The 19,200-nt window shown below is 59.3% G+C and carries 15 protein-coding genes; 10 read left to right on the top strand and 5 right to left on the bottom strand.

Annotation, left to right across the window (positions count from 1 at the left end):
- The first annotated feature begins 64 nt into the window (after positions 1-64).
- A complete protein-coding gene (locus tag J3364_RS02865; RefSeq protein ID WP_349556537.1) occupies positions 65-1,186 on the top strand; it encodes a beta-ketoacyl-ACP synthase III in 1,122 nt (373 codons plus the stop codon).
- 104 nt (positions 1,187-1,290) lie between these two features.
- Here J3364_RS02865 and J3364_RS02860 read toward each other — a convergent pair whose 3' ends face one another.
- A complete protein-coding gene (locus J3364_RS02860; protein WP_349556535.1) occupies positions 1,291-1,698 on the bottom strand; it encodes an acyl-CoA thioesterase in 408 nt (135 codons plus the stop codon).
- A 159-nt stretch (positions 1,699-1,857) separates the two neighbouring features.
- Here J3364_RS02860 and J3364_RS02855 point away from each other — a divergent pair, with 159 nt between their 5' ends.
- From J3364_RS02855 to dinG, 5 genes are all read left to right on the top strand, one after another.
- On the top strand, positions 1,858-2,622 hold the full coding sequence (locus J3364_RS02855) for an MlaA family lipoprotein (RefSeq protein ID WP_349556534.1): 765 nt from the start codon (positions 1,858-1,860) through the stop codon (positions 2,620-2,622).
- A gap of 46 nt (positions 2,623-2,668) precedes the next feature.
- Positions 2,669-4,153 carry a DUF3336 domain-containing protein gene (locus tag J3364_RS02850; RefSeq protein ID WP_349556532.1) on the top strand — a complete coding sequence of 495 codons (1,485 nt, stop codon included), beginning with the start codon at positions 2,669-2,671 and terminating at the stop codon, positions 4,151-4,153.
- Between the two features lie 159 nt (positions 4,154-4,312).
- Positions 4,313-6,124, top strand: a complete 1,812-nt coding sequence (locus J3364_RS02845; protein ID WP_349556793.1) for an ExeA family protein — start codon at positions 4,313-4,315, stop codon at positions 6,122-6,124.
- A 4-nt stretch (positions 6,125-6,128) separates the two neighbouring features.
- Complete coding sequence (locus J3364_RS02840) at positions 6,129-6,920, top strand: general secretion pathway protein GspB (protein ID WP_349556530.1); 792 nt, start codon at positions 6,129-6,131, stop codon at positions 6,918-6,920.
- Positions 6,920-9,058: an ATP-dependent DNA helicase DinG gene (dinG, locus tag J3364_RS02835; protein ID WP_123635479.1), complete on the top strand. Its 2,139-nt coding sequence runs from the start codon at positions 6,920-6,922 to the stop codon at positions 9,056-9,058. Before J3364_RS02840 ends, dinG begins: the two co-directional genes overlap by 1 nt.
- A 317-nt stretch (positions 9,059-9,375) precedes the next feature.
- Here dinG and J3364_RS02830 read toward each other — a convergent pair whose 3' ends face one another.
- Together J3364_RS02830 and J3364_RS02825 are read right to left on the bottom strand one after the other, a co-directional pair.
- Positions 9,376-12,075, bottom strand: a complete 2,700-nt coding sequence (locus J3364_RS02830) for a winged helix-turn-helix domain-containing protein (protein WP_349556528.1) — start codon at positions 12,073-12,075, stop codon at positions 9,376-9,378.
- Positions 12,076-12,303: 228 nt separating this feature from the next.
- Positions 12,304-13,080, bottom strand: coding sequence for a sulfite exporter TauE/SafE family protein (locus J3364_RS02825; protein ID WP_349556526.1), 777 nt, complete (start codon positions 13,078-13,080; stop codon positions 12,304-12,306).
- 219 nt (positions 13,081-13,299) lie between these two features.
- Between J3364_RS02825 and cysB the strand changes: the two genes are divergently transcribed.
- Positions 13,300-14,274: an HTH-type transcriptional regulator CysB gene (gene cysB, locus J3364_RS02820; protein ID WP_349556524.1), complete on the top strand. Its 975-nt coding sequence runs from the start codon at positions 13,300-13,302 to the stop codon at positions 14,272-14,274.
- Between the two features lie 83 nt (positions 14,275-14,357).
- On the opposite strand, the gene J3364_RS02815 is transcribed toward cysB, so the two are convergent.
- Positions 14,358-15,083: a phosphoadenylyl-sulfate reductase gene (locus tag J3364_RS02815; protein WP_349556522.1), complete on the bottom strand. Its 726-nt coding sequence runs from the start codon at positions 15,081-15,083 to the stop codon at positions 14,358-14,360.
- 226 nt (positions 15,084-15,309) lie between these two features.
- On the opposite strand from J3364_RS02815, the gene thrH reads away from it, so the two are divergent.
- A complete protein-coding gene (gene thrH / locus J3364_RS02810; RefSeq protein ID WP_123634482.1) occupies positions 15,310-15,918 on the top strand; it encodes a bifunctional phosphoserine phosphatase/homoserine phosphotransferase ThrH in 609 nt (202 codons plus the stop codon).
- A gap of 6 nt (positions 15,919-15,924) precedes the next feature.
- On the opposite strand, the gene pabB is transcribed toward thrH, so the two are convergent.
- Positions 15,925-17,211: an aminodeoxychorismate synthase component I gene (gene pabB / locus J3364_RS02805; protein ID WP_349556520.1), complete on the bottom strand. Its 1,287-nt coding sequence runs from the start codon at positions 17,209-17,211 to the stop codon at positions 15,925-15,927.
- 159 nt (positions 17,212-17,370) lie between these two features.
- Here pabB and J3364_RS02800 point away from each other — a divergent pair, with 159 nt between their 5' ends.
- Both J3364_RS02800 and J3364_RS02795 read left to right on the top strand, forming a co-directional pair.
- Positions 17,371-17,946 (top strand): hypothetical protein, encoded by a 576-nt coding sequence (locus tag J3364_RS02800; RefSeq protein WP_349556518.1) that lies wholly within the window; start codon positions 17,371-17,373, stop codon positions 17,944-17,946.
- 254 nt (positions 17,947-18,200) lie between these two features.
- Entirely contained in the window at positions 18,201-19,040 is an 840-nt protein-coding gene (locus tag J3364_RS02795; RefSeq protein WP_349556516.1) for a DUF6160 family protein, read from the top strand.
- The last annotated feature ends 160 nt before the right edge of the window (positions 19,041-19,200 follow it).

The following is a 19,200-nucleotide window of genomic DNA, read 5'->3' as shown; positions in this document are numbered from 1 at the left end:
GGCTGCAGAACAGGCTCTGTGTGTTACTATTTGGTGCAATTACATCTGAATTCTGGAGTGTCACGTGATCAAAGCCGTCATCAGCGGAACCGGGCTGTATACCCCACCAGCGTATATCGATAACGAAGAACTGGTCGACGCGTTCAACGCCTATGTCGAACGCTTTAACCGGGATCATGCGGAAGAGATCGAACGCGGTGAATGCGAGGCCCTGCTGCCATCGGCACCGGAGTTTATTGAGAAGGCCTCAGGCATCAAGCGGCGCCATGTCATCGACAAGGATGGTATCCTGGATCCCGAGCGCATGTGCCCGCGGATTCCCGAGCGCGCCAATGACGAGCCCTGTGTTCAATGTGACATGTCCGTGGTGGCGGCCAAGCAGGCGCTGGAGCAGGCTGGTCGCAGTGCGGACGACGTGGACGCGGTGATTGTCGCCTGCTCGAATATGCAGCGCCCGTACCCGGCGATTTCCATCGAGGTTCAGGCAGCGCTGGGCATCGACGGGTTTGCTTACGATGTGAACGTGGCCTGTAGTTCCGCCACCTTCGGCTTGCAGGCGGCGGCTAACGCCGTCGAGAACGGTACCGCCAACGCGGTGCTGGTGATCAGTCCCGAGATCTGTTCCGGCCACCTGAATTTCCGCGACCGTGACAGCCACTTTATCTTCGGGGATGCCTGCACGGCGATTCTGGTCGAGCGCGAAGATCGCGTGGCCGACGGGCAGGGCTTCGACATTCTGGGTACGCGCCTGAAGACGCAGTTCTCCAACAACATCCGGAATAACTTTGGCTTCCTCAACCGGGGCGCCGAAGAGGGGATTGGCCAGCCGGACAAACTCTTTATCCAGCAGGGTCGCAAGGTGTTCAAGGAAGTCTCGCCGTTGGTGGCCGAGACCATCCAGGGCCATCTGGCCAGCCTGGAGCTGGCTCCGGAAGACCTGCGCCGGATGTGGCTGCATCAGGCCAACCTCAACATGAACCAGTTGATTGCACGGCGCGTGCTGGGCCGGGATGCGACCATTGAGGAAGCGCCGGTGATCCTGGATGAATACGCCAACACCAGCTCTGCGGGCTCGATCATCGCTTTCCATCTGCATCGCGATGACCTGGTCAGCGGCGACCTGGGTGTGATCTGCTCCTTCGGGGCGGGTTATTCGATTGGCAGCGTTGTGATCCGGAAACGCTGATCGGTCAGAAAGGTTATGAAACCCGCTTGTTGAACAGGCGGGTTTTTTCTTGGATGAACCCAATCCGGGCGAGGATTGCCCGCTAATTCGGCAGGATCAGGCATTTATTCTGCCGCCAGTGCGCGTAATCTGTCGGGCAGCCGTGTTGACTTCCGCGTTTGGTGGTCGAACCACACGATCTTGGCGTAGCCCTCGGCGTACTTGTCGCCGGTGGCACTGTCGTGAAGCGTGTAGAACGTCTCCAGGCTGCTGTTGCCCGCTTTGCCGGCATAGGTACTGACGGTCACGGTGGCCGGATAGTTCAGTTCCTTCAGGAAGGTGGCGCTGGTCTTGATGATGACCGGCCCCGTACCGTCTGGAAGGTTGCGCAGGTTCTCAGAACCCAGCCACGTGATACGGGCTTCTTCAAAAAAGCGGAAATAAACCGTATTGTTGGCGTGCCCGTAGGCATCCATATCTCCCCAACGCATGGGGATGTCCAGGGAGTGGACGTGATTTCCGAATTCTGACATGGCTTGTTTCCCTCATCGGAGCTGTTGTTCCGGTTGCCCGCCAACGTCAAGAGACGCTATTCGAGGCAGCTTCTATTGCGGTATATGCGGATGACCGTATCCGGCGCGACGGGCTATTTTCGATATAACTTGTTTGAAGTCAAAATATCAGGCTGCTAAATGAAATTTCTGACCGCTTTCGCCGGAGCCCGCTATGGGCGTGTTGCACTGGTTGTACTGACCTTTCTTGCCGCCAATCACGCGCTGGCTCAGCAAAGTAAGGATCCCCAGCATGAGCGCGATCCCTGGGAGGGCTGGAACCGGAATGTCTATGCGTTCAACCAGTTCATCGACGACTGGTTCCTGCGCCCGGTGGCCGAGGGGTACCGGTTCATTACGCCGGATTTTGTCGACAAGGGCGTGACCAACTTCTTCACGAATCTTGGCGAGCTGAACAACTTCGCCAACAGCGTGCTGCAGTTGAAAGGGGAATCCGCGGTGGTCGCGCTGGGACGATTCACCTACAACACCACCTTTGGCCTCGGCGGTCTGATTGACGTGGGCACGGCGTTTGATCTGCCAGAGCGGCCCGAAGATCTGGGCCAAACCCTCGGCTACTGGGGTGTGGGTAGCGGGCCCTATCTGGTCCTGCCGTTCCTGGGGCCTTCGACCGGCCGTGACTTCGGTGGTCTGGTGGGCGACCTGACGGTGATGCCCAGCACCTGGGATTACATCGAGAGCCCGGAAAATTATTACATGCGCGGGCTGCAGATTGTGGACAAGCGGGCCGATCTGATTCCGGCAGAAAGCTTTATCTCGGGCGACAGCTACACTTTTGTCAGGAACGCCTACCTCCAGCGTCGGCAATTCCTGATCAACGATGGCAAAGTTGAAAGTGACCCGTTTGCCAACGACGATAACGATGTGATGCTCGACAATTTCTAGGTGAAGCCGATAGCCGATTGCAAGGCGTTGGCTCCGCCAGGGGACCATGATGATTGCAGCCGGCAAGATCGAAAAGTATCGCAAGCGGCTGGCCCAGGCGCCGAACTACGAGATGTGGAAGGCTGCAGCCCTGGAGCTGGACTACCTCGAGGGCAACGTCGAATGGAAAGAGGAGAATCCGTCGGATCTCTATCACTATGAGCTCATCTACGACCGCCTGACCCACCTGCGGGAATACCACCAGAACCAGGATTACGAGCGACTGCGCCGGGCGCTGCGGGAAGGTTTGCACCACGACCTCGGCAATATGGGGAACCCGGCGCTCTACAGGCGTTCACGGGTGGGCACCAAGCACCTGATCGAGACCTACATCAATCAGGTCTGCGAATCCCTCGACTTTCTCTGCGACCAGCCGATCCCGGGCTTCATTCCCGAGGCCAAACTCCGCTTTTTCCAGGACACCCTCACCAGCTACGGTCGGCCCGCGCTGCTGTTAAGCGGTGGCGCTTCCCTGGGGACGTTTCACCTGGGCGTGATCAAGGCGCTCTGGGAACGGGGGCTGCTGCCCCAGACGATTGCCGGCTCCAGCGTGGGCGCGATCGTGGCCGGTATCCTGGGCACGCACACCGACGCTGAAATCCCCGACCTGTTCAATCCGGAAACCCATCATCTCAAGGCCTGGAAATGGAACGGTCTGCTGCGCGGCCTCAATGGCCAGGGCTTTATGGACCAGAAGCAGTTGCTGGCCAATTTGCGCGCCAATATGGGCGAATATACGTTTGAGGAAGCCTTTGATCGGACCGGTCGTTCGATCAACATCAGCGTATCGCCGGTGCAGGCCAACCAGAAATCCCGTCTGTTGTGCGGTTACACCTCGCCTTATCTGCTGGTCTGGAGCGCCGCGCTGGCCTCGGCGGCGGTGCCGGGCATCTTCCCACCGGTGACCCTGATGAAAAAGGACCTGCAGGGTGCGGTGTTGCCTTATATGCCCCGCCTCAAGTTCGTCGACGGTTCGGTCGTTAGCGATCTGCCCATCGAGCGGTTGATGCACCTGTACGACGTCAATTTCACGATTGTCAGTCAGAGTAACCCGCATGTGGTGCCTTTCCTGAACCGGCGTGGCCGGGATGAAAAGCTGGGCTTGCTGAACCTGCCCATGCATGTCCTCAAATCCGAAGTGCAGTTCCACGGTACCGGCCTGTTCGATTACCTGCGCAAGCGGGTGCAGCCGGAGCTGTTCCGCCAGGTGGCCGGTCATCTGTATACCATCATGGCCCAGCGTTATTCCGGGGATATCACGATCGCACCGCATTATTCCTGGCGCCACTATTCGCAGATGCTGTCCAACCCATCGCCGGCCTTTATTCGCCAGATGATGCTGGAAGGAGAGCGGGCAACCTGGCCCAAGATCTCCATGATCCGCTCACACGCCAAGATCTCGAAAACGCTGGAGCGTTGTATCCAGAGAGTGCGCGATCAGATGCAGAGTCGACGAGGGGATCTACGACTGGTTTCTTCCCAGGAGACCTGAGTTGAACGGCATTATCTGTCTGGCATGAAGTCGGGCGTTGAGTTCGAATTGCCTGGGTCACAGAAAGACGCCGAAGAACGCGACACGTGGTGACAGTGATAAGAGCGGGACGGTATCATACGGGGTTCCTGGCAATATCCCGTGACAGACTGGACATCCATGTACTACGAGTTTTTCGGCTTTCGGGAACCTCCCTTCTCGATAGCGCCGGATCCCCGTTATCTCTATTTGAGCGAACGGCACAAAGAAGCATTGGCGCACCTGATGTATGGCGTTCAGGGGCAGGGCGGGTTTATTGTCATTACCGGCGAAGTCGGCACCGGCAAAACCACCGTCTGCCGCTGCTTTATCGAGAATGTGCCCGAAAACGTGGACATTGCCCTGGTGCTCAATCCGCGGCTGTCTGCCCGCGAGCTGCTGTCCAGCATCTGTGACGAGCTGGGCATCCGCCATCCCGCCGGTAGCACCATCAAGCGCCTGATCGATCTGGTGAACCAGCACCTGCTGGATGCCCACGCCCGTGGCCGGCACCAGGTACTGATTATCGATGAGGCCCAGAACCTCTCGGCGGACGTGCTGGAACAGCTTCGTTTGCTCACCAATCTGGAAACCGCCGAGAAAAAGCTGTTGCAGATCGTGCTGCTGGGCCAGCCCGAACTTCAGGAAATGCTGGAGACCCGCGAGCTCCGGCAACTCGCCCAGCGGGTCACGGCCCGCTACCACCTGGATGCCATCGACCGCAGCGAACTCCCGGCCTATCTGCGTTATCGCCTGAGCGTGGCGGGTCAGCGCAGTGAATTCTTCAATACGGCCCGCATGGCCCAGCTCTATCGTCTCAGCGGCGGCATTCCGCGTGTCATTAACCTGATCTGCGACCGGGCATTGTTGGGGGCCTATTCGGAAGGGACGCACGAAGTTAACCGTGACCACATTGCCCAGGCCGCCCGGGAAGTATTAGGGCGGCCCCATCCGCGACTGCCGATCAACAAACTGAAATTACGCTACGTCGCCGCGGCCGCCGCCTGCCTGATGGTGGTGCTTTTCCTGGGCTGGAGCGCGATTGACCCGTTGAGCCCGGGCACGTCAGAACCTGTGGCGGAGACGACGGCGGCTGAGGCGACGACCGAAGACGAGGCGCCGGCGACTGAAACGGAGGCCTCGATAGAGCCCGAAACCGACACCGACAAGGCCGTTGCCGAGACGACCGACGAGCCGGCTGAAGCCACCGAAACCGCCGCATCGTCCGACGGCGAGGTTGTCCGCGCCGTGGCGGATCAGCCGTTCACAGGAAATCCGAACGGGGCGAACGGCGACGGCAATGTACCGCCGAACTGGCTGTCCCTGATTGACGACGCAGGCCGCAGTCAGGTCGAGGCCTATGCACAGCTGTTCTCGCGTTGGGGGTTCGATTACGATGCGGGCCAGTATCACTACGCCTGTGATTTTGCCGAGACTGTGGGGCTGAGCTGCCTGCACCGTCAAGGAAACTGGCGCAGCATCCAACAGCTCAACCGGCCAGTGATCCTGAAGTTGTTCGATGATAAAGGCGACCCGCGCTACGCCACGCTGATTGCGCTGGAGGGCGGCGAAGCCAAGCTGATGCTGGGCGAACGAACGCTCAAACTGTCCACGGACCTGGTGGATCGTTACTGGCTGGGGGATTATTCCCTGGTTTGGCGTCTGCCGCCGTACCGTTCCAGCCTGGTCCCGAACGACGAGGCCGTCGGAGAGGAAGCCTGGTTGAGCGCCAAACTGATGCAGCTGATCAGCACCTTGGAGAGCAACATCACCAAGCAGGATGAGTTGATGGCGGCCAGCCTGAAAGATCAGATCGTCTGGTATCAGTCGCTCAACGGCCTGATTCCGGACGGGATTGCCGGAGCCAAGACGCTGATCCAGATGAATTCCGATCTCTATCCCTCAATCCCAAGACTTTCACCCGCGCGCCGTCAGACGGCGGAGGTTCACTGATCGCATGTCGTACATTCTCGATGCGCTCCGCAAGTCCGAGAGCGACCGGCAGCAGGGTCGGGTGCCGGATCTCGCCCAATCCGTGCAGATGGTGCATAAGCCGCGTCGCCGGTCGATGCCCGTCGGTGGTTGGGTGGCCATCGCCCTGGTTTTCAATGGCCTGATCCTGGCGGCCATTTTCTGGCCGGGTAGCGGCTTCCTCGCCAGTTCCGTCGATAAGCAGGCCTCCGCAGAGCCCGCGGCAGAGGAAGCGCCCAAGACCAGCGCGAAAGAAGCCGCCTCCGAGACCGTGGCGCCGCCTGTCGAGTCAAAACCCGCCGTGCAGTCTCAACAGCAGGCGGCGGCTGACACGCAGGATGAGGCACCCACGGTGATCACACCGTCCATCTCCCGGGAAGAGCCGGCGGCGACCTACGCCGAGGAGGAGTACCCGGAAGCGGTTGGTGCCTCCACCGCTTCGGACGAGCCGACGCTCATCGTACCGTCCCACCCGGATGCGTCGACGCCGGCCCTGCCGGCTTCCAGTTTTGATTTTGCCGACGGGCCGCCGGTGGAGCATCTGGTTGAGAAACCGATTGCGTTCCAGCGCAAGATTCCGGACCTGCATTTCAGCAGTCACATCTACGCGTCGGATCCGGCGGCCCGACGGGTCATGATCAACGGCAACTACCTGCGGCCGGGTGACAGTTTCTCCGGCATCCGGGTGGAAGCGATCACCTCCGACGGCGTGATTCTCAGTGCCTACGGCGAGACCTTCCGGGTCGGTGTCGTCCGCGATTGGACCAGTCCCCGCTGATGCCTCTGAACGACGACGTCAAACAGCGTATCCAGCAGGGTTACCGGGATCTTCTCAGCGGCAAGTCCGTCAAGGCCCGCTATGGCCAGCGGCTGATGATTGCGGAGATCGCCCGTTACCTCGGTGGCATCACCGAAGGTGACGGTGAGCGCACCTCGCCGGCGTCGGCCTGCGTGGTGGAAGCGGGCACCGGTACCGGTAAGACGCTGGCCTACCTGCTCGCCGCCATTCCCATGGCCCAGGCGTTGGGCAAGAAGCTGGTGATTTCCACGGCTACGGTCGCCCTGCAGGACCAGATCGTCCAGAAGGACCTGCCGGATCTGCGTAAACACACCAAGATTGATTTCGACTGGACGCTGGCCAAAGGCCGGGGCCGTTACCTGTGCCTGTCGCGTCTGGAAGGGCGCCTGCACGACGAGGGCGTTCAGGACAGCGATACCATGCCGCTGTTCCTGCTGGACAAGGAGCAGGAAGACGAGCCGGGCACCCGGGAATTTTTCGAGGAAATGCTCGGCCAATACGCCTCCCGCAACTGGGATGGCGATCGGGATCACTGGCCCCAGCAGATTCCGGACGACATCTGGCGTCAGGTCACCACCGACCATCGGCAGTGCACCAACCGCCATTGCAGCTACTTCGACACCTGTGCCTTCTTCGAGGCCCGTAAAGGCGTTGACGAGGTGGATGTGATCGTCGCCAACCACGATCTGGTGCTGGCGGATCTGGCGCTCGGCGGCGGGGCCATCCTGCCGAAGCCGGAAGAGGCCATCTTCATCTTTGATGAGGCCCACCACCTGCCGGACAAGGCGCTCAATCACTTTGCGGCGTCAGTATCCCTGAACGGGACCCGCAGCTGGTTGAAGCAGCTGTCCCAGGTCATCGTCAAGATGAAACCGCATCTCGCGCCGGTATCCCACGCCTCAAAAACGCTCGACCGGATCAGCGAAGCCTCCCGCGACTACGATACCTTGCTGGGACAGGTGTTTGAACTGGCGGACAAGACCATCGAGTGGACGTTCGAAGATGAACGCAACACCGCCCAGTGGCGCTATCCGGACGGGGAACTTCCCGAAGATATGGCCAGGGCGGCGGTCGAGGCCGGCACGGCCAGCGCGACCCTGACCCGGCAGCTGGGCGTTCTGGCTGACGAAATGCAGAAAGCGTTTGACGACAAGCGGGAGCATGACGTCGACCGCCAGACCGGCGAGGCCTGGTTCCCGGTCGTTGGCAGCCTGCACAGCCGGGCAGAGGACCAGCACCGTCTCTGGATGGCGTGGCAGGCGGCCCGCGAGGACCGGGGGCCGCCCCCGGCACGCTGGGCGGTACGGCAGCGGTTCGATCACAGCGAAGACATCACGTTCTTCAGCAGCCCGGTCCTGGCCGATAGCCTGTTGTACGGTCGGCTGTGGTCGCGTGCTTACGGGGTCATCCTGACCAGCGCCACGCTGACGGCACTGGGTAAGTTCGATCGCCTGCGCAGCCGGGCCGGACTGCCGGAAGCCAGCAACTACCTGGTGGTGCCCAGTGCCTTCCGCTATGGGGATATGGCCTCGGTGGAAGTGCCGGCGATGTCAGCGCTGCCCACGGATGCCGATGCCTTCACCGGGGCCCTGGTGGAGCGTCTGCCGCAACTTTGGGAGGACGGCCTGGCCACGCTGGTGCTGTTTACCTCCCGCCGCCAGATGAACGCGGTGCGGGACAAGCTGTCTCCGGAATGGCCGGAACTCATTACCACTCAGGATGACATGGCGAAAGGCGAGGTGTTGCGGCATCACCGTGAACGCATCGACGCCGGTCAGCGCAGCGTGCTGTTTGGTGTGGCCAGCTTTGCCGAAGGGATTGACCTGCCGGGCGACTACCTGCAGCACGTAGTGATCACGCGACTGCCGTTTGCCGTGCCGGACGATCCCATCGACGCCAGCCTGGCGGAATGGGTCACTGCCCGTGGCGGCAACCCGTTCATGGAAATCACCGTGCCGGATGCCTCCATTCGCCTGGTGCAGGCCGCCGGCCGCCTGTTGCGAACGGAGCAGGACACGGGCCGCATCACCATTCTGGATCGCCGCATCGTCACCCGCCGCTATGGCCAGCTCCTGCTGGATGCCCTGCCACCATTCCGGCGGGTCATCTCGCCCTGATCACAACGCCCTCATCCCAAGAAACCGGCCTGTGCGAACGCGTGGGCCGGCCTTGGTTTCCATTCACAAAAAAAAGGCGTTAATCCAATCGGAATAACGCCTTTCGAGAAACAGGGCTCTGACTTGATGACCCTGGAGTTTTAAGCAACACGGAACATGGAATCCAAAGGCCTGAAGTTTCAGATTCCGAGGTGAGGTTTCCCTCACCGTCGAGATCATAATAGGGGGAGTAGGGGCGTAATCGGATCGTCCAAAGGGCGTAGTGGGGCGAAAAAATTCAGATAAAGTGTGACGCAAGTCACAAACCAATCGCCTTCTCAGTCCAGCAAATCCAGCTGTCGGGCCCGTGCCAGCGCCTCCGTGCGGCTTTTCACCTGGAGTTTGCCATAGAGGTTGCGGATGTGTGCCTTGACGGTGGTGCCGGCCACATTCATGCGCAAGGCAATGTCCTTGTTGGCCAGCCCTTCATTGATCAAGGCCAGCACCTCCGTTTCCCGTGCACTTAAAGGTTCGATCAGCCCTGCTGATCCCGACGATGCGGCAGCATGGGTGCCCGCCGCCGGCGTGCTGGCAGGCAACAAGCCGAGCAGATGATCCAGGAACGTGCCGTCCACCTGCTGTCGACTCACTTGCCGCAGCAGCGTGTGGACCTGCGGGCTTTCCTCGACGAACGTCCGGTAGAGCTGCTCCCGGGCGGCTCGCTTCAAAGCCTCTGACAGCACCGACAGGGCTTCCTGCGCCTTGCCTTCGGTCGACAGGGCATCCGCGTAGACCGTCAGCACTTCGATCAGGTGCTTGTGGTGTTGCCCGGTTTCCGTCGACAGCCGCAAGGGCGTCAGTATGGGCGTCGCCTCGTCGGACCGGCCCAGCGCAATCAGGACACGAGCGGCGGTAATGCTGTCCTGTTCGGCGTTCAGGGGGTTGCGAAATCGGTCGGGGTGGCGGGTTTCCAGCCAGGCCTTGGCCGCGTCCGTCTGACCCTGGGCCAGTTGGACGCGGGCCTTGAGCGCCGCCAGGTTGGGTGGCTCGAAGACAATGTGCTCCCGGCGGCGTTCCAGGACGGACTGGGCGTCATCAAGCGCGTTGATGGCCAGCTCGTAGTCACCGCGGGTAAAGGCAAGCCGTGCACGGGCGTACTGGATGATCACGTGCTGACCCGGTTCGGTGCCGTTTTCCAGGTGGCTCATCAGCGGCGCCAGATGAGTGTCCGCCAGTTCCAGCTCGCCCCGTTCGCGATAGATTTCGATCAGCGTACAGTTCTGCCAGCAGGAGATCAGCTTGGGCTGCTTGGGATCGGTGTAGTGCCGGTCGATCCACTTGCGGATACTGACGCAGCTCTCCAGCGCCTGTTCGATCTGGCCGCGATTGAACTGGATCCAGGCCAGCAGGCCGCCGCTGGAAAGCACGGTGGACGGCTTGCGCTCGATCTGACCGTGGGAAACGGCCGATTGCAGCGCCTCTTCGGCGGCCGGCAAATCGCCCCGACCGAAATAATCCAGTCCCAGGCCGTAGTAGGTGACCGACTTCAGGGGGATCTGGGTGTGGTCGATGTCCCGCAGCACCTGCTGCGTCAGGTCGGCGGCGCTCTTGAGGTCGCTGCGGGTCCGGGCAAGGTAGGAGCGGATCAGCGCAATCTCGCTCTGCAGCGCCAGCGCGCCTTCGGCATCCGGGTGCGAATCAGCGACGCGGCGATCCAGCAGGTCCTCCAGACGCTCCAGCCGTGGTTCGATGACGTCCAGGCGATTGGCAAAGAAATGACCCCAGATCTGGAGCATCGACAGCCGCGGGCTGTTCTCCACGGTGCCGTCCGGCAACTTGTCGAGCCAGTCCAGCACGGGCAGGTGAAAGCCCCCATGGATCAGGTTGTTGCCGTGTTGCTCCAGCACGCTGGCGAGCCAGTCCCAATCCCGCAGCTGGACCAGTTGGGCGATGGCTTCCTGGATGTGGTCGTGCTCCAGGAACCAGGTGACCGCCCGGGACTGTAAAGTCTGGATGCGCTCGGGCTGGGTCTGTTGCAGACGCTGGAACAGGGCTTCCCGGAACAGGTCGTGGTAGCGGAACCATTCGTCGCGGGTGTCCAGTGGAATCAGGAAGAGGTTGCGCTGGCTCAGTGACTCCAGCATGGCCTGGCTATCCGACGAGTCACGAACCGTGTCGCACAGGGACGACGTCAGCCGGAGGCAGCAGGCGGTATCCAGCAGGAACGCCGCCACGTCCTCCGGTTGCTGGTCGAGGATTTCGCTGAGGATGTAATCGTTGATCTGACGCGTCGTCTCGGGCACGGGGTTCGGGGCCGCTGCCCCCTCGTGGCCCACGCCGTCGCGGTGTGACAGGGCGCTCAACTGCATGGCCGCGACCCAGCCTTCGGTTTTCTTCCAGATCCGGCGGGCCTCTGACTGGGACAGTTCCAGCGCCATGCATTCATTAAAGAAGCGACGGCACTCGTCCTCGGAAAAGGCCAGCAGCTGCGGATGAATGTCGTCCACCCACTGGCGGACGCGCCATTTGGCAATCGGCAGATCGGGTTCGGTGCGGGAGACCAATACGATGGTCATTCCGGGCGGCAAATAGCCGATCAGATAGGCCAGCTGGCGGTGGATGTCCGCGTTCTGGATCTGATGGTAGTCGTCGATGACCAGGTTGAGTCCGTCGCCGGCGCTGTCCACCAATGCGTTGATCAGTCCGGTAATGGCCCCTTCCAGTTCATGGCTGGCGTAGGTATTGAAGGCCTTTTGACAGGATTCCAGGCCCGCAAAGCCGGCATGGATCAGGGCTCCGGTGACGTATTGCCAGAAGCGTCGCGGATCGTCGTCGTTTTCATCCAGCGACAACCAGGCGACGGGTAATGTCTGATCCGCGCACCATTGATTGACCAGCGTCGTTTTCCCGAAACCGGCAGGGCCAATGACCAGATTCAGACGTTTTCCCGGGCGCCTTTGGAGGATCTGCAGCAGGCGCTCGCGGCGAACGGCTCGGGCGTCGGCGGCGGGTCTCAGGAATTTGGTGGTCAGCAACATCGGGTAAGTGCGAGTCCGATTATCTGGTGAAGCATGGGCGTCCTTGAAGCCGTCGATGAGGGGATCTGCACCTCATTCCGGCCATTGGTCCTCGGCGAGCCGGCCAATGGGCGGGCTGAGTTACCGATTGTCGGCTCTAACGTAGGGAAGTCAAGAGGTTGCCGGGCCGGATCGCTGCGCTCAATGACCGGTGAGACACCAGGGAGGGTGGCAAGTTCCGGCGCGGAGTCAGAAGAAGGTGTATTTCAGGCCGATGGCCATCAGGATCGCAGCCAGCGTGGACTGCAGAACCCGGTTCGGCAACTTGCGGGCGATGCGGGTGCCAATCTGGATGGCCGGGATGGAGCCGATCAGCAGCGCGCCCAGCAGCTGCCAGTCGATGTTGCCCAGTTGCCAATGGCCCATGCCGGCAATAAACGTCAGCGGCACCGCATAGGCGAGGTCCGTACCGACGATGCGGACACCGGTCAGGCGGGGATAGAGCATCATCAGGATGGCGGTGCCGAAGGCGCCGGCGCCAACGGATGACAGGGTCACGGCGACGCCCAGGAAAATCCCCGCCAGGGTCGTCAGCCCGTTGCGGTGACGCACCAGGAAGCTGTCCTCGGCTTCGATGTCGCGATGGCGCAGGATCCAGGGGCGGAAAATCAGCACCACCGAGGTCAGGATCAACATCGTCCCCAGCATGGACACCAGCAGGTTGCGGTAGTCGTCCGGATTCGTGAAGAAGTGCGACAGGATCACGATCGACAGCAGGGAAGCCGGCACGCAACCCAGCAGCAACCGGCGCACGATTGACCACTCGATGGTCTTTTGCCGGTGATGGGTAAAGACGCCGGTGCCCTTGGTAATGGCGGCGTAGATCAGATCGGTGCCGATCGCGATGTGGGGTGGGAAACCGAACATCAGCAGCAGGGGCGTCATCAGAGACCCGCCGCCGACGCCGGTGAGGCCGACGGCTAGACCGACACCCGCACCCGCAAGAATATAAAAGACGATATCCATAAATTTTGATCTACACTGAAATCCGTGAGCCGTCGAAATACCAGCAGAACCGGCAGCGCTGATGGCCTGAATAAACCGCGATAATAAAGGGGAAAAGTCGCCGCCGGTAAATCCATTGCAGCCAGAGGTTTCCAACTGTAGACCTTTGGATCTATTCTTAAAAAGAATTATTACTTATATTTTTATGCGAATAATAACGACGATGGAGCGAGACGGTCGATGAAATTACAGCAGCTGCGCTACATCTGGGAAGTGGCGCATCATGATTTGAACGTGTCCGCGACAGCTCAGAGCCTGTTTACCTCACAACCCGGCATCTCCAAACAGATTCGTTTGCTGGAGGATGAGCTGGGCGTAGAGGTTTTCGCCCGCAGCGGTAAACACCTGACGCGCATTACCCCGGGCGGTGAAACCATCATCCGTGAAGCCGGGGAAATCCTGCGACGGGTGGAGGGCATCAAGAAGATCGCCCAGGAGTTCAGCAACCAGCGAAAGGGGGATCTGAGCATTGCGACCACGCACACCCAGGCCCGCTATGCCTTGCCGCCGGTGATCCGCGGCTTTATTGAGTCCTATCCCGAAGTGTCCCTGCACATGCATCAGGGCACGCCCATGCAGATCTCGGAAATGGCCGCCAACGGGGCCGTGGATTTTGCCATTGCCACGGAAGCCCTGGAACTGTTCAACGATCTGATCATGATGCCGTGCTACCGCTGGAACCGGAGCATTATCGTGCCTCGGGACCATCCGCTGACCCAGTGCCGACCGTTGACGCTGGAAGCGGTCGCGGAATATCCGATCGTGACCTACGTGTTCGGCTTCACCGGGCGTTCGCGTCTGGACGAAGCCTTCCAGACCCGGGGGTTGACCCCGAAGGTCGTGTTCACCGCGGCGGATGCGGATGTGATCAAGACCTACGTCCGGCTCAATCTGGGCGTTGGCATCATCGCCAGCATGGCCTTCGATGAAAAAACGGACAGCGACCTGGTGGCCCTGGACGCCCGGGACCTGTTTGCACCCAGCATCACCAAGATTGGCTTCCGCAAGGGCACCTTCCTGCGCGGGTACATGTACGATTTCATCGAGCGCTTTGCGCCGCACCTGACCCGGGAAATGGTGGACGAGGCGACGCACCAGTCGAGTCGTGCGGATGTGGAGGCGTTGTTCGAAGGGATTGAACTACCAACGCACTAGCTGTTGGTAATGGTTCAAACAAAGAAGGCGGGATTACATTCCCGCCTTCTTTCGTTAAACGCGCCAGAAAAGGATGATTGCGATTACTTGGCGCTGGTAATCAGGTTGCCCGCGTGCAGACCGCATTCCTTGTGGGTGGCTTCCTCCCACCACCAGCGACCTTCGCGTTCATGCTGGCCAGGCAGTACCGCGCGGGTGCAGGGCTGGCAACCAATGCTGACAAACCCCTTCTCGTGCAATTCGTTGTAGGGCGCTTCCGTCATGCGGATGTAGTCCCACACGTCCTTGGACGTCCAGTTGGCCAGCGGATTGAATTTAACCAGCTGTTTCTCCGGCGTGGAGAACGCATCGTCGATTTGCACTACCGGTACATCATTGCGCGTACCCGGACTCTGGTCCTTGCGCTGCCCGGTGATCCAGGCATCCACCGTGGCCAGCTTGCGGCGCAGGGGATTGACCTTGCGAATGCCGCAGCATTCCTTGTGGCCATCCTCGTAGAAGCTGAACAGGCCTTTCTTGCTGACCAGTTCCTCCACTTCGGCCGCGTCGGGGAAGAGGATCTCGATGTCGATGTTGTAGTGCTTGCGCACCTTCTCGATGAAAGCGTACGTTTCGGCGTGAAGGCGCCCGGTATCCAGGGTGAAGACCTTCAGGTTGTCCGTCAGTTTGGCGGCCAGCTCGATCAGGACAACGTCCTCGGCACCGCTGAAGGACACGGCGATCGAATCGTAGCTCCCCAGCGCGTGCTTCAGGATAGCGCGCGGTGATTGGTCGCTCAGTCTCTCATTCAGTTCTTTTATGGATTCCATCATAGTTATCGTGTCAGTAGATGTGCCCAGAACATACCACCGGGGCCGCTCAATCAAAAGTAACCAGCTTTCATAAGGTTATATCCGCGATGCAATTCCTGTCGCATTTTCATATGATAGGGCCCGCTCCGATGCTGGCTGTTGATCCGCCTGCAGGGCGTCGGAAGTGCTCGTTTTGAACCTGGCCCCTGTTGGGCTGATGACCGAATTGAAAGAGGAGTGTCTTGTGGAACTTGCCTGCCTGGATCTTGAAGGGGTGCTGATCCCCGAAATCTGGATCGCCTTCGCCGAAAAAACCGGCATTGAAGAACTGAAGGCGACCACCCGGGACATTCCCGACTACGACGTGCTTATGCAACAGCGCCTGCGCCTGCTGGACCAGCACGGCTACGGCCTGCCGGAAATCCAGGAAGTCATCGGCACCCTCGATCCGCTGCCGGGCGCACGTGAGTTCGTCGATTGGCTGCGCGAGCGTTTCCAGTTGGTGATCCTGTCCGACACCTTCTATGAATTTGCCATGCCGCTGATGGCCAAGCTGGGCCACCCGACACTGCTGTGCCATAAGCTGGAAGTGGACGACAAAGGCCGGATCACCGATTACCTGCTGCGCCAGAAAGATCCCAAGCGGCAGTCGGTGCGGGCGTTCCAGCTCCTGAACTACCGGGTGATCGCGGCCGGTGATTCCTACAATGACACTACCATGCTGAAGCAGGCGGAAGCCGGAATTCTGTTCCACGCGCCGCAGAACGTGATCGACGAGTTCCCGCAGTTCCCGGCCGTCCATAACTACGACGACCTGCGCGAGAAATTCCTGGAGCTGAGCGAGCGCTACTGAGTTCGCTTAGAGATTTTCCAGCGTCTGCATCAGGCGCTGGACCTTGGTGACTGACTCCGCAAATTCGTCTGACGGGTCGGAGTCAGCCACAATCCCACCGCCACCCCAGCAACTGATTCGACCATTGGGCTCAGCCAGCAGCGTGCGGATCGCAATGTTGCTGTCCAGCGTTCCGTCATTCCCGATCGAAAACACACTGCCGCAGTAAGGGCCGCGCGCGCTCGGTTCCAGCTCGTCGATGATTTCCATGGCACGTCGTTTGGGTGCACCGGTAATGGAACCACCTGGAAACGCGGAGAGCAGGGCATCGAAGGCGAGCGTGCCTGGCTTCAATTCGCCGGTGACGGTGCTGACCAGTTGATGGACGTTGCGAAAGCTCTCGATCTCAAACAGCTTCGGGACCTGAACGGAGTGGGGCGTGCAGAAGCGGGAAAGATCGTTGCGGATCAGGTCCACGATCATCAGATTTTCGGCACGGTCCTTTTTGCTGGCCGCCAATTCATCCCGGTGACGGGTATCTTCCTGCGCCGACTCTCCCCGAGGGCGTGTTCCCTTGATGGGCTTGCTCTCAACCTGTCCGTCGCGAATCTTCAGGTAACGCTCGGGCGAAATGCTGAGCACCTGATAGCGCCCTGTATCGATATAGGCCGCATGCGGAACGGGAATGGCCTCCAGTAAGGTCCGATAGGCCGCAAACGGTTGTCCTTCAAAAGCCGCCGTGAACTGCTGCGCGTAGTTGACCTGGTAGCAATCGCCGGCGTGTATGTATTCGAGTATGCGTTTGATCGCATTGGAGTAAGTCGCCGGACTCTGTTGCGGGCCAAATGGTGCGTTCAGTTTAAAATCGGGTTCGGCCCGATTCGCAGGTAACTGACCCTCAAGGATGGGTTGCAAAAGCTTGAGTGTCTTGGCGGAACATTGGCGATCGATCAGCAGCGTTGCCGGTTCTTCAGTGTGTGCCGGGAGATTCAACGCCCATTCATAGCAGCCCACCCAGCCAACATCGGGGAGAGCGTCGGACCGTTGTCGTGCGCGGAAACCCGGTACCGTCATGCTGCCCGCATCGTAATTCAGAACGCCAACCAGACCGCCGCTGAAGCCGCCTGTAACAGTCTCTTTCTCTTTACCTCTGGAAAAGTCAGCTTCCGTTTGGCGGATTTCACTGACGACGTTAGTCCAGGCTTCCGAATCCCGGGGCAACACCCAACTCTTGATTGGCCACGCCGATATAAAGGAAGAACCATCCGGCCGGGCAACGTGACAGAAGCCCGCCTGGGTTGAGAAGTGATTCACCCAAAGTGCCGCATGTTTGGCAGAAACGGAAAAAGATCTGGGGGAAGATGACACAGTAAACCTGAATAGCTTGCGATTGCCGGCGCGGATTGGAAACGCATGATACCGCAATCAGGCGGGCACAGGTGATGCTAAAAGAACAATTCAACGGAGTACGGCATGCAATTTATTTCTTTTCGACGCTTGGTTATAAGCCTTCTGATTGCTTCCACCCTGATAATCACGACTGGCCAGGCGTCAGCGGAAGAAGCTGGTAAACAGCAATTTACCGACAAGGAAGTGAAGGAGTTTGCGCAGGACCAATTCGCTGCGATGTACAAAAAGGCAATGGAGAATGCCAAGACGCGTTTAGAAGCCGGTGAGCCCGTCAAGGCTTTTGCGGTCGTAGCCGATCGTAAAAGTAACTATCGAACCATCAGAATTGATGAAATTGAAAAAATGCCGCCTAACGTTGCGGTCGAAGTCATGCGGCGTAGTTTGCGAGTGCTTGTAGAGAAGGGGAGCATCGGCGCGACGTGTCTGGTCTACGTGGCAGAAAACCCCAAAAAGGAGGCTGAGGCGAAGTACGTGCTCGTCGCTGAGATGGAGCATATCTTTGGCCCTACGCTTGCCCAGTTGACGCCATATGCAATCGAATCGGGTCATGCTGAATTTGGCAAACCGCTGGTTGTGGAATCTAAGCCAACCATCTTTAACATCAAACTTAAAAAGAAAGACGAAGAAACCGCTGAGTAAGTCTGTTGTCGGGCAGGGCCTCCAAGAAGCTCTGTCCGAATGTCATCCTCCCCGGTATTGCCCAGCCCATCACATCCAGACTTGAATGCGTTTCTCAGTTCCCTCCTTTTCAATTTGTTCGACAATGTGATTATTGAGTTGTGTGAAGGTGGTCACGGAACGAGCAGGGTTCAGCCACTACTCTGAAACCGTGCGGAAACAAAACAACACAATCCGCATTGGAACAACAACAATTTTCCGTTAAGGAGAACACTATGAAAGGCCTGAAGAAAATCGCACTGGCGACTGCTGTTGCTGCTGCCCCGTTTGCCGCCCAGGCGGAACTGAAAGCTATGGATGATGGCGCAATGGGTAACGTCACCGGTCAGGCTGGTGTGACCATTGAGCTTGAAACCAAAGTCGACATTGGTGCGGTCACCTACACCGACGAAGGTAGCTTCGCAGTAAGTGGTGTTCATATCGGTGGTGGCGCGGTTACTACTGATGCTGACGGCAACGTCACAGGTGTCGATGGTCTTCTCGATGATCTTAAAATCGATATTGATGTCGAGGATGATGGTGATGCTGCGATTCACGTAGGTAGTGTTAGCGGTAACCCTATCGACTTTGCTGTTGGCATTGAGTCCGCTTCTCTGATTGCATCTGACGCAAGTGAAAGCACTCTGCTGGCCTCCAATATCGGCCTGACTGGCCTGCTGGCTCAGCTGGACATCCGCGTCGATACTGCTACTGACACTCTGATCACTGATGTTGCTTTCAACATCACTGATATGGATATGGACATCGACTTCCTGGGTGTGGGCATCCGCGATCTGACCATTACTGGTGCTAACACCTTCGGTGGTACTTATGCTGACGCAGGCGGCACCTCTGCCAGCCCGCTGGCCGGCACCTTCGCTGTCGCTCAAATGACTGTTGGCAAGGCTACTGGTGTAGCTGGTTCAGCAAGCGGCGAAGCTCTGGAAATCGGTATTCCTGAGTTCGTAGCTGACGTGAACGTTGGTCAGACCCTGATTGGTGGTACTAACATCGGTACTATCTCTCTGGACAACCTGGCGATCACCCAAACAAACATGAAAATCTACGGTCACTAATCCGACCAAGATCCACGTGTTGAAAGCGCCCCGTTCTGCGGGGCGTTTTTTGTTGGGAGAAGAAAGTGAGGGGCGCCGAGTAACGTAGGTTGGGCGACGCAGGAAGTCCAACAAGCCGGGTTTGCGGCCAATTCCATCCAATGGTCGCCAAGCCGTTTTT

Source organism: Marinobacter sp. NFXS9, assembly GCF_040148665.1.
GTDB lineage: Bacteria > Pseudomonadota > Gammaproteobacteria > Pseudomonadales > Oleiphilaceae > Marinobacter_A > Marinobacter_A mangrovi.
This window is presented reverse-complemented; position numbering and strand designations above follow the sequence as displayed.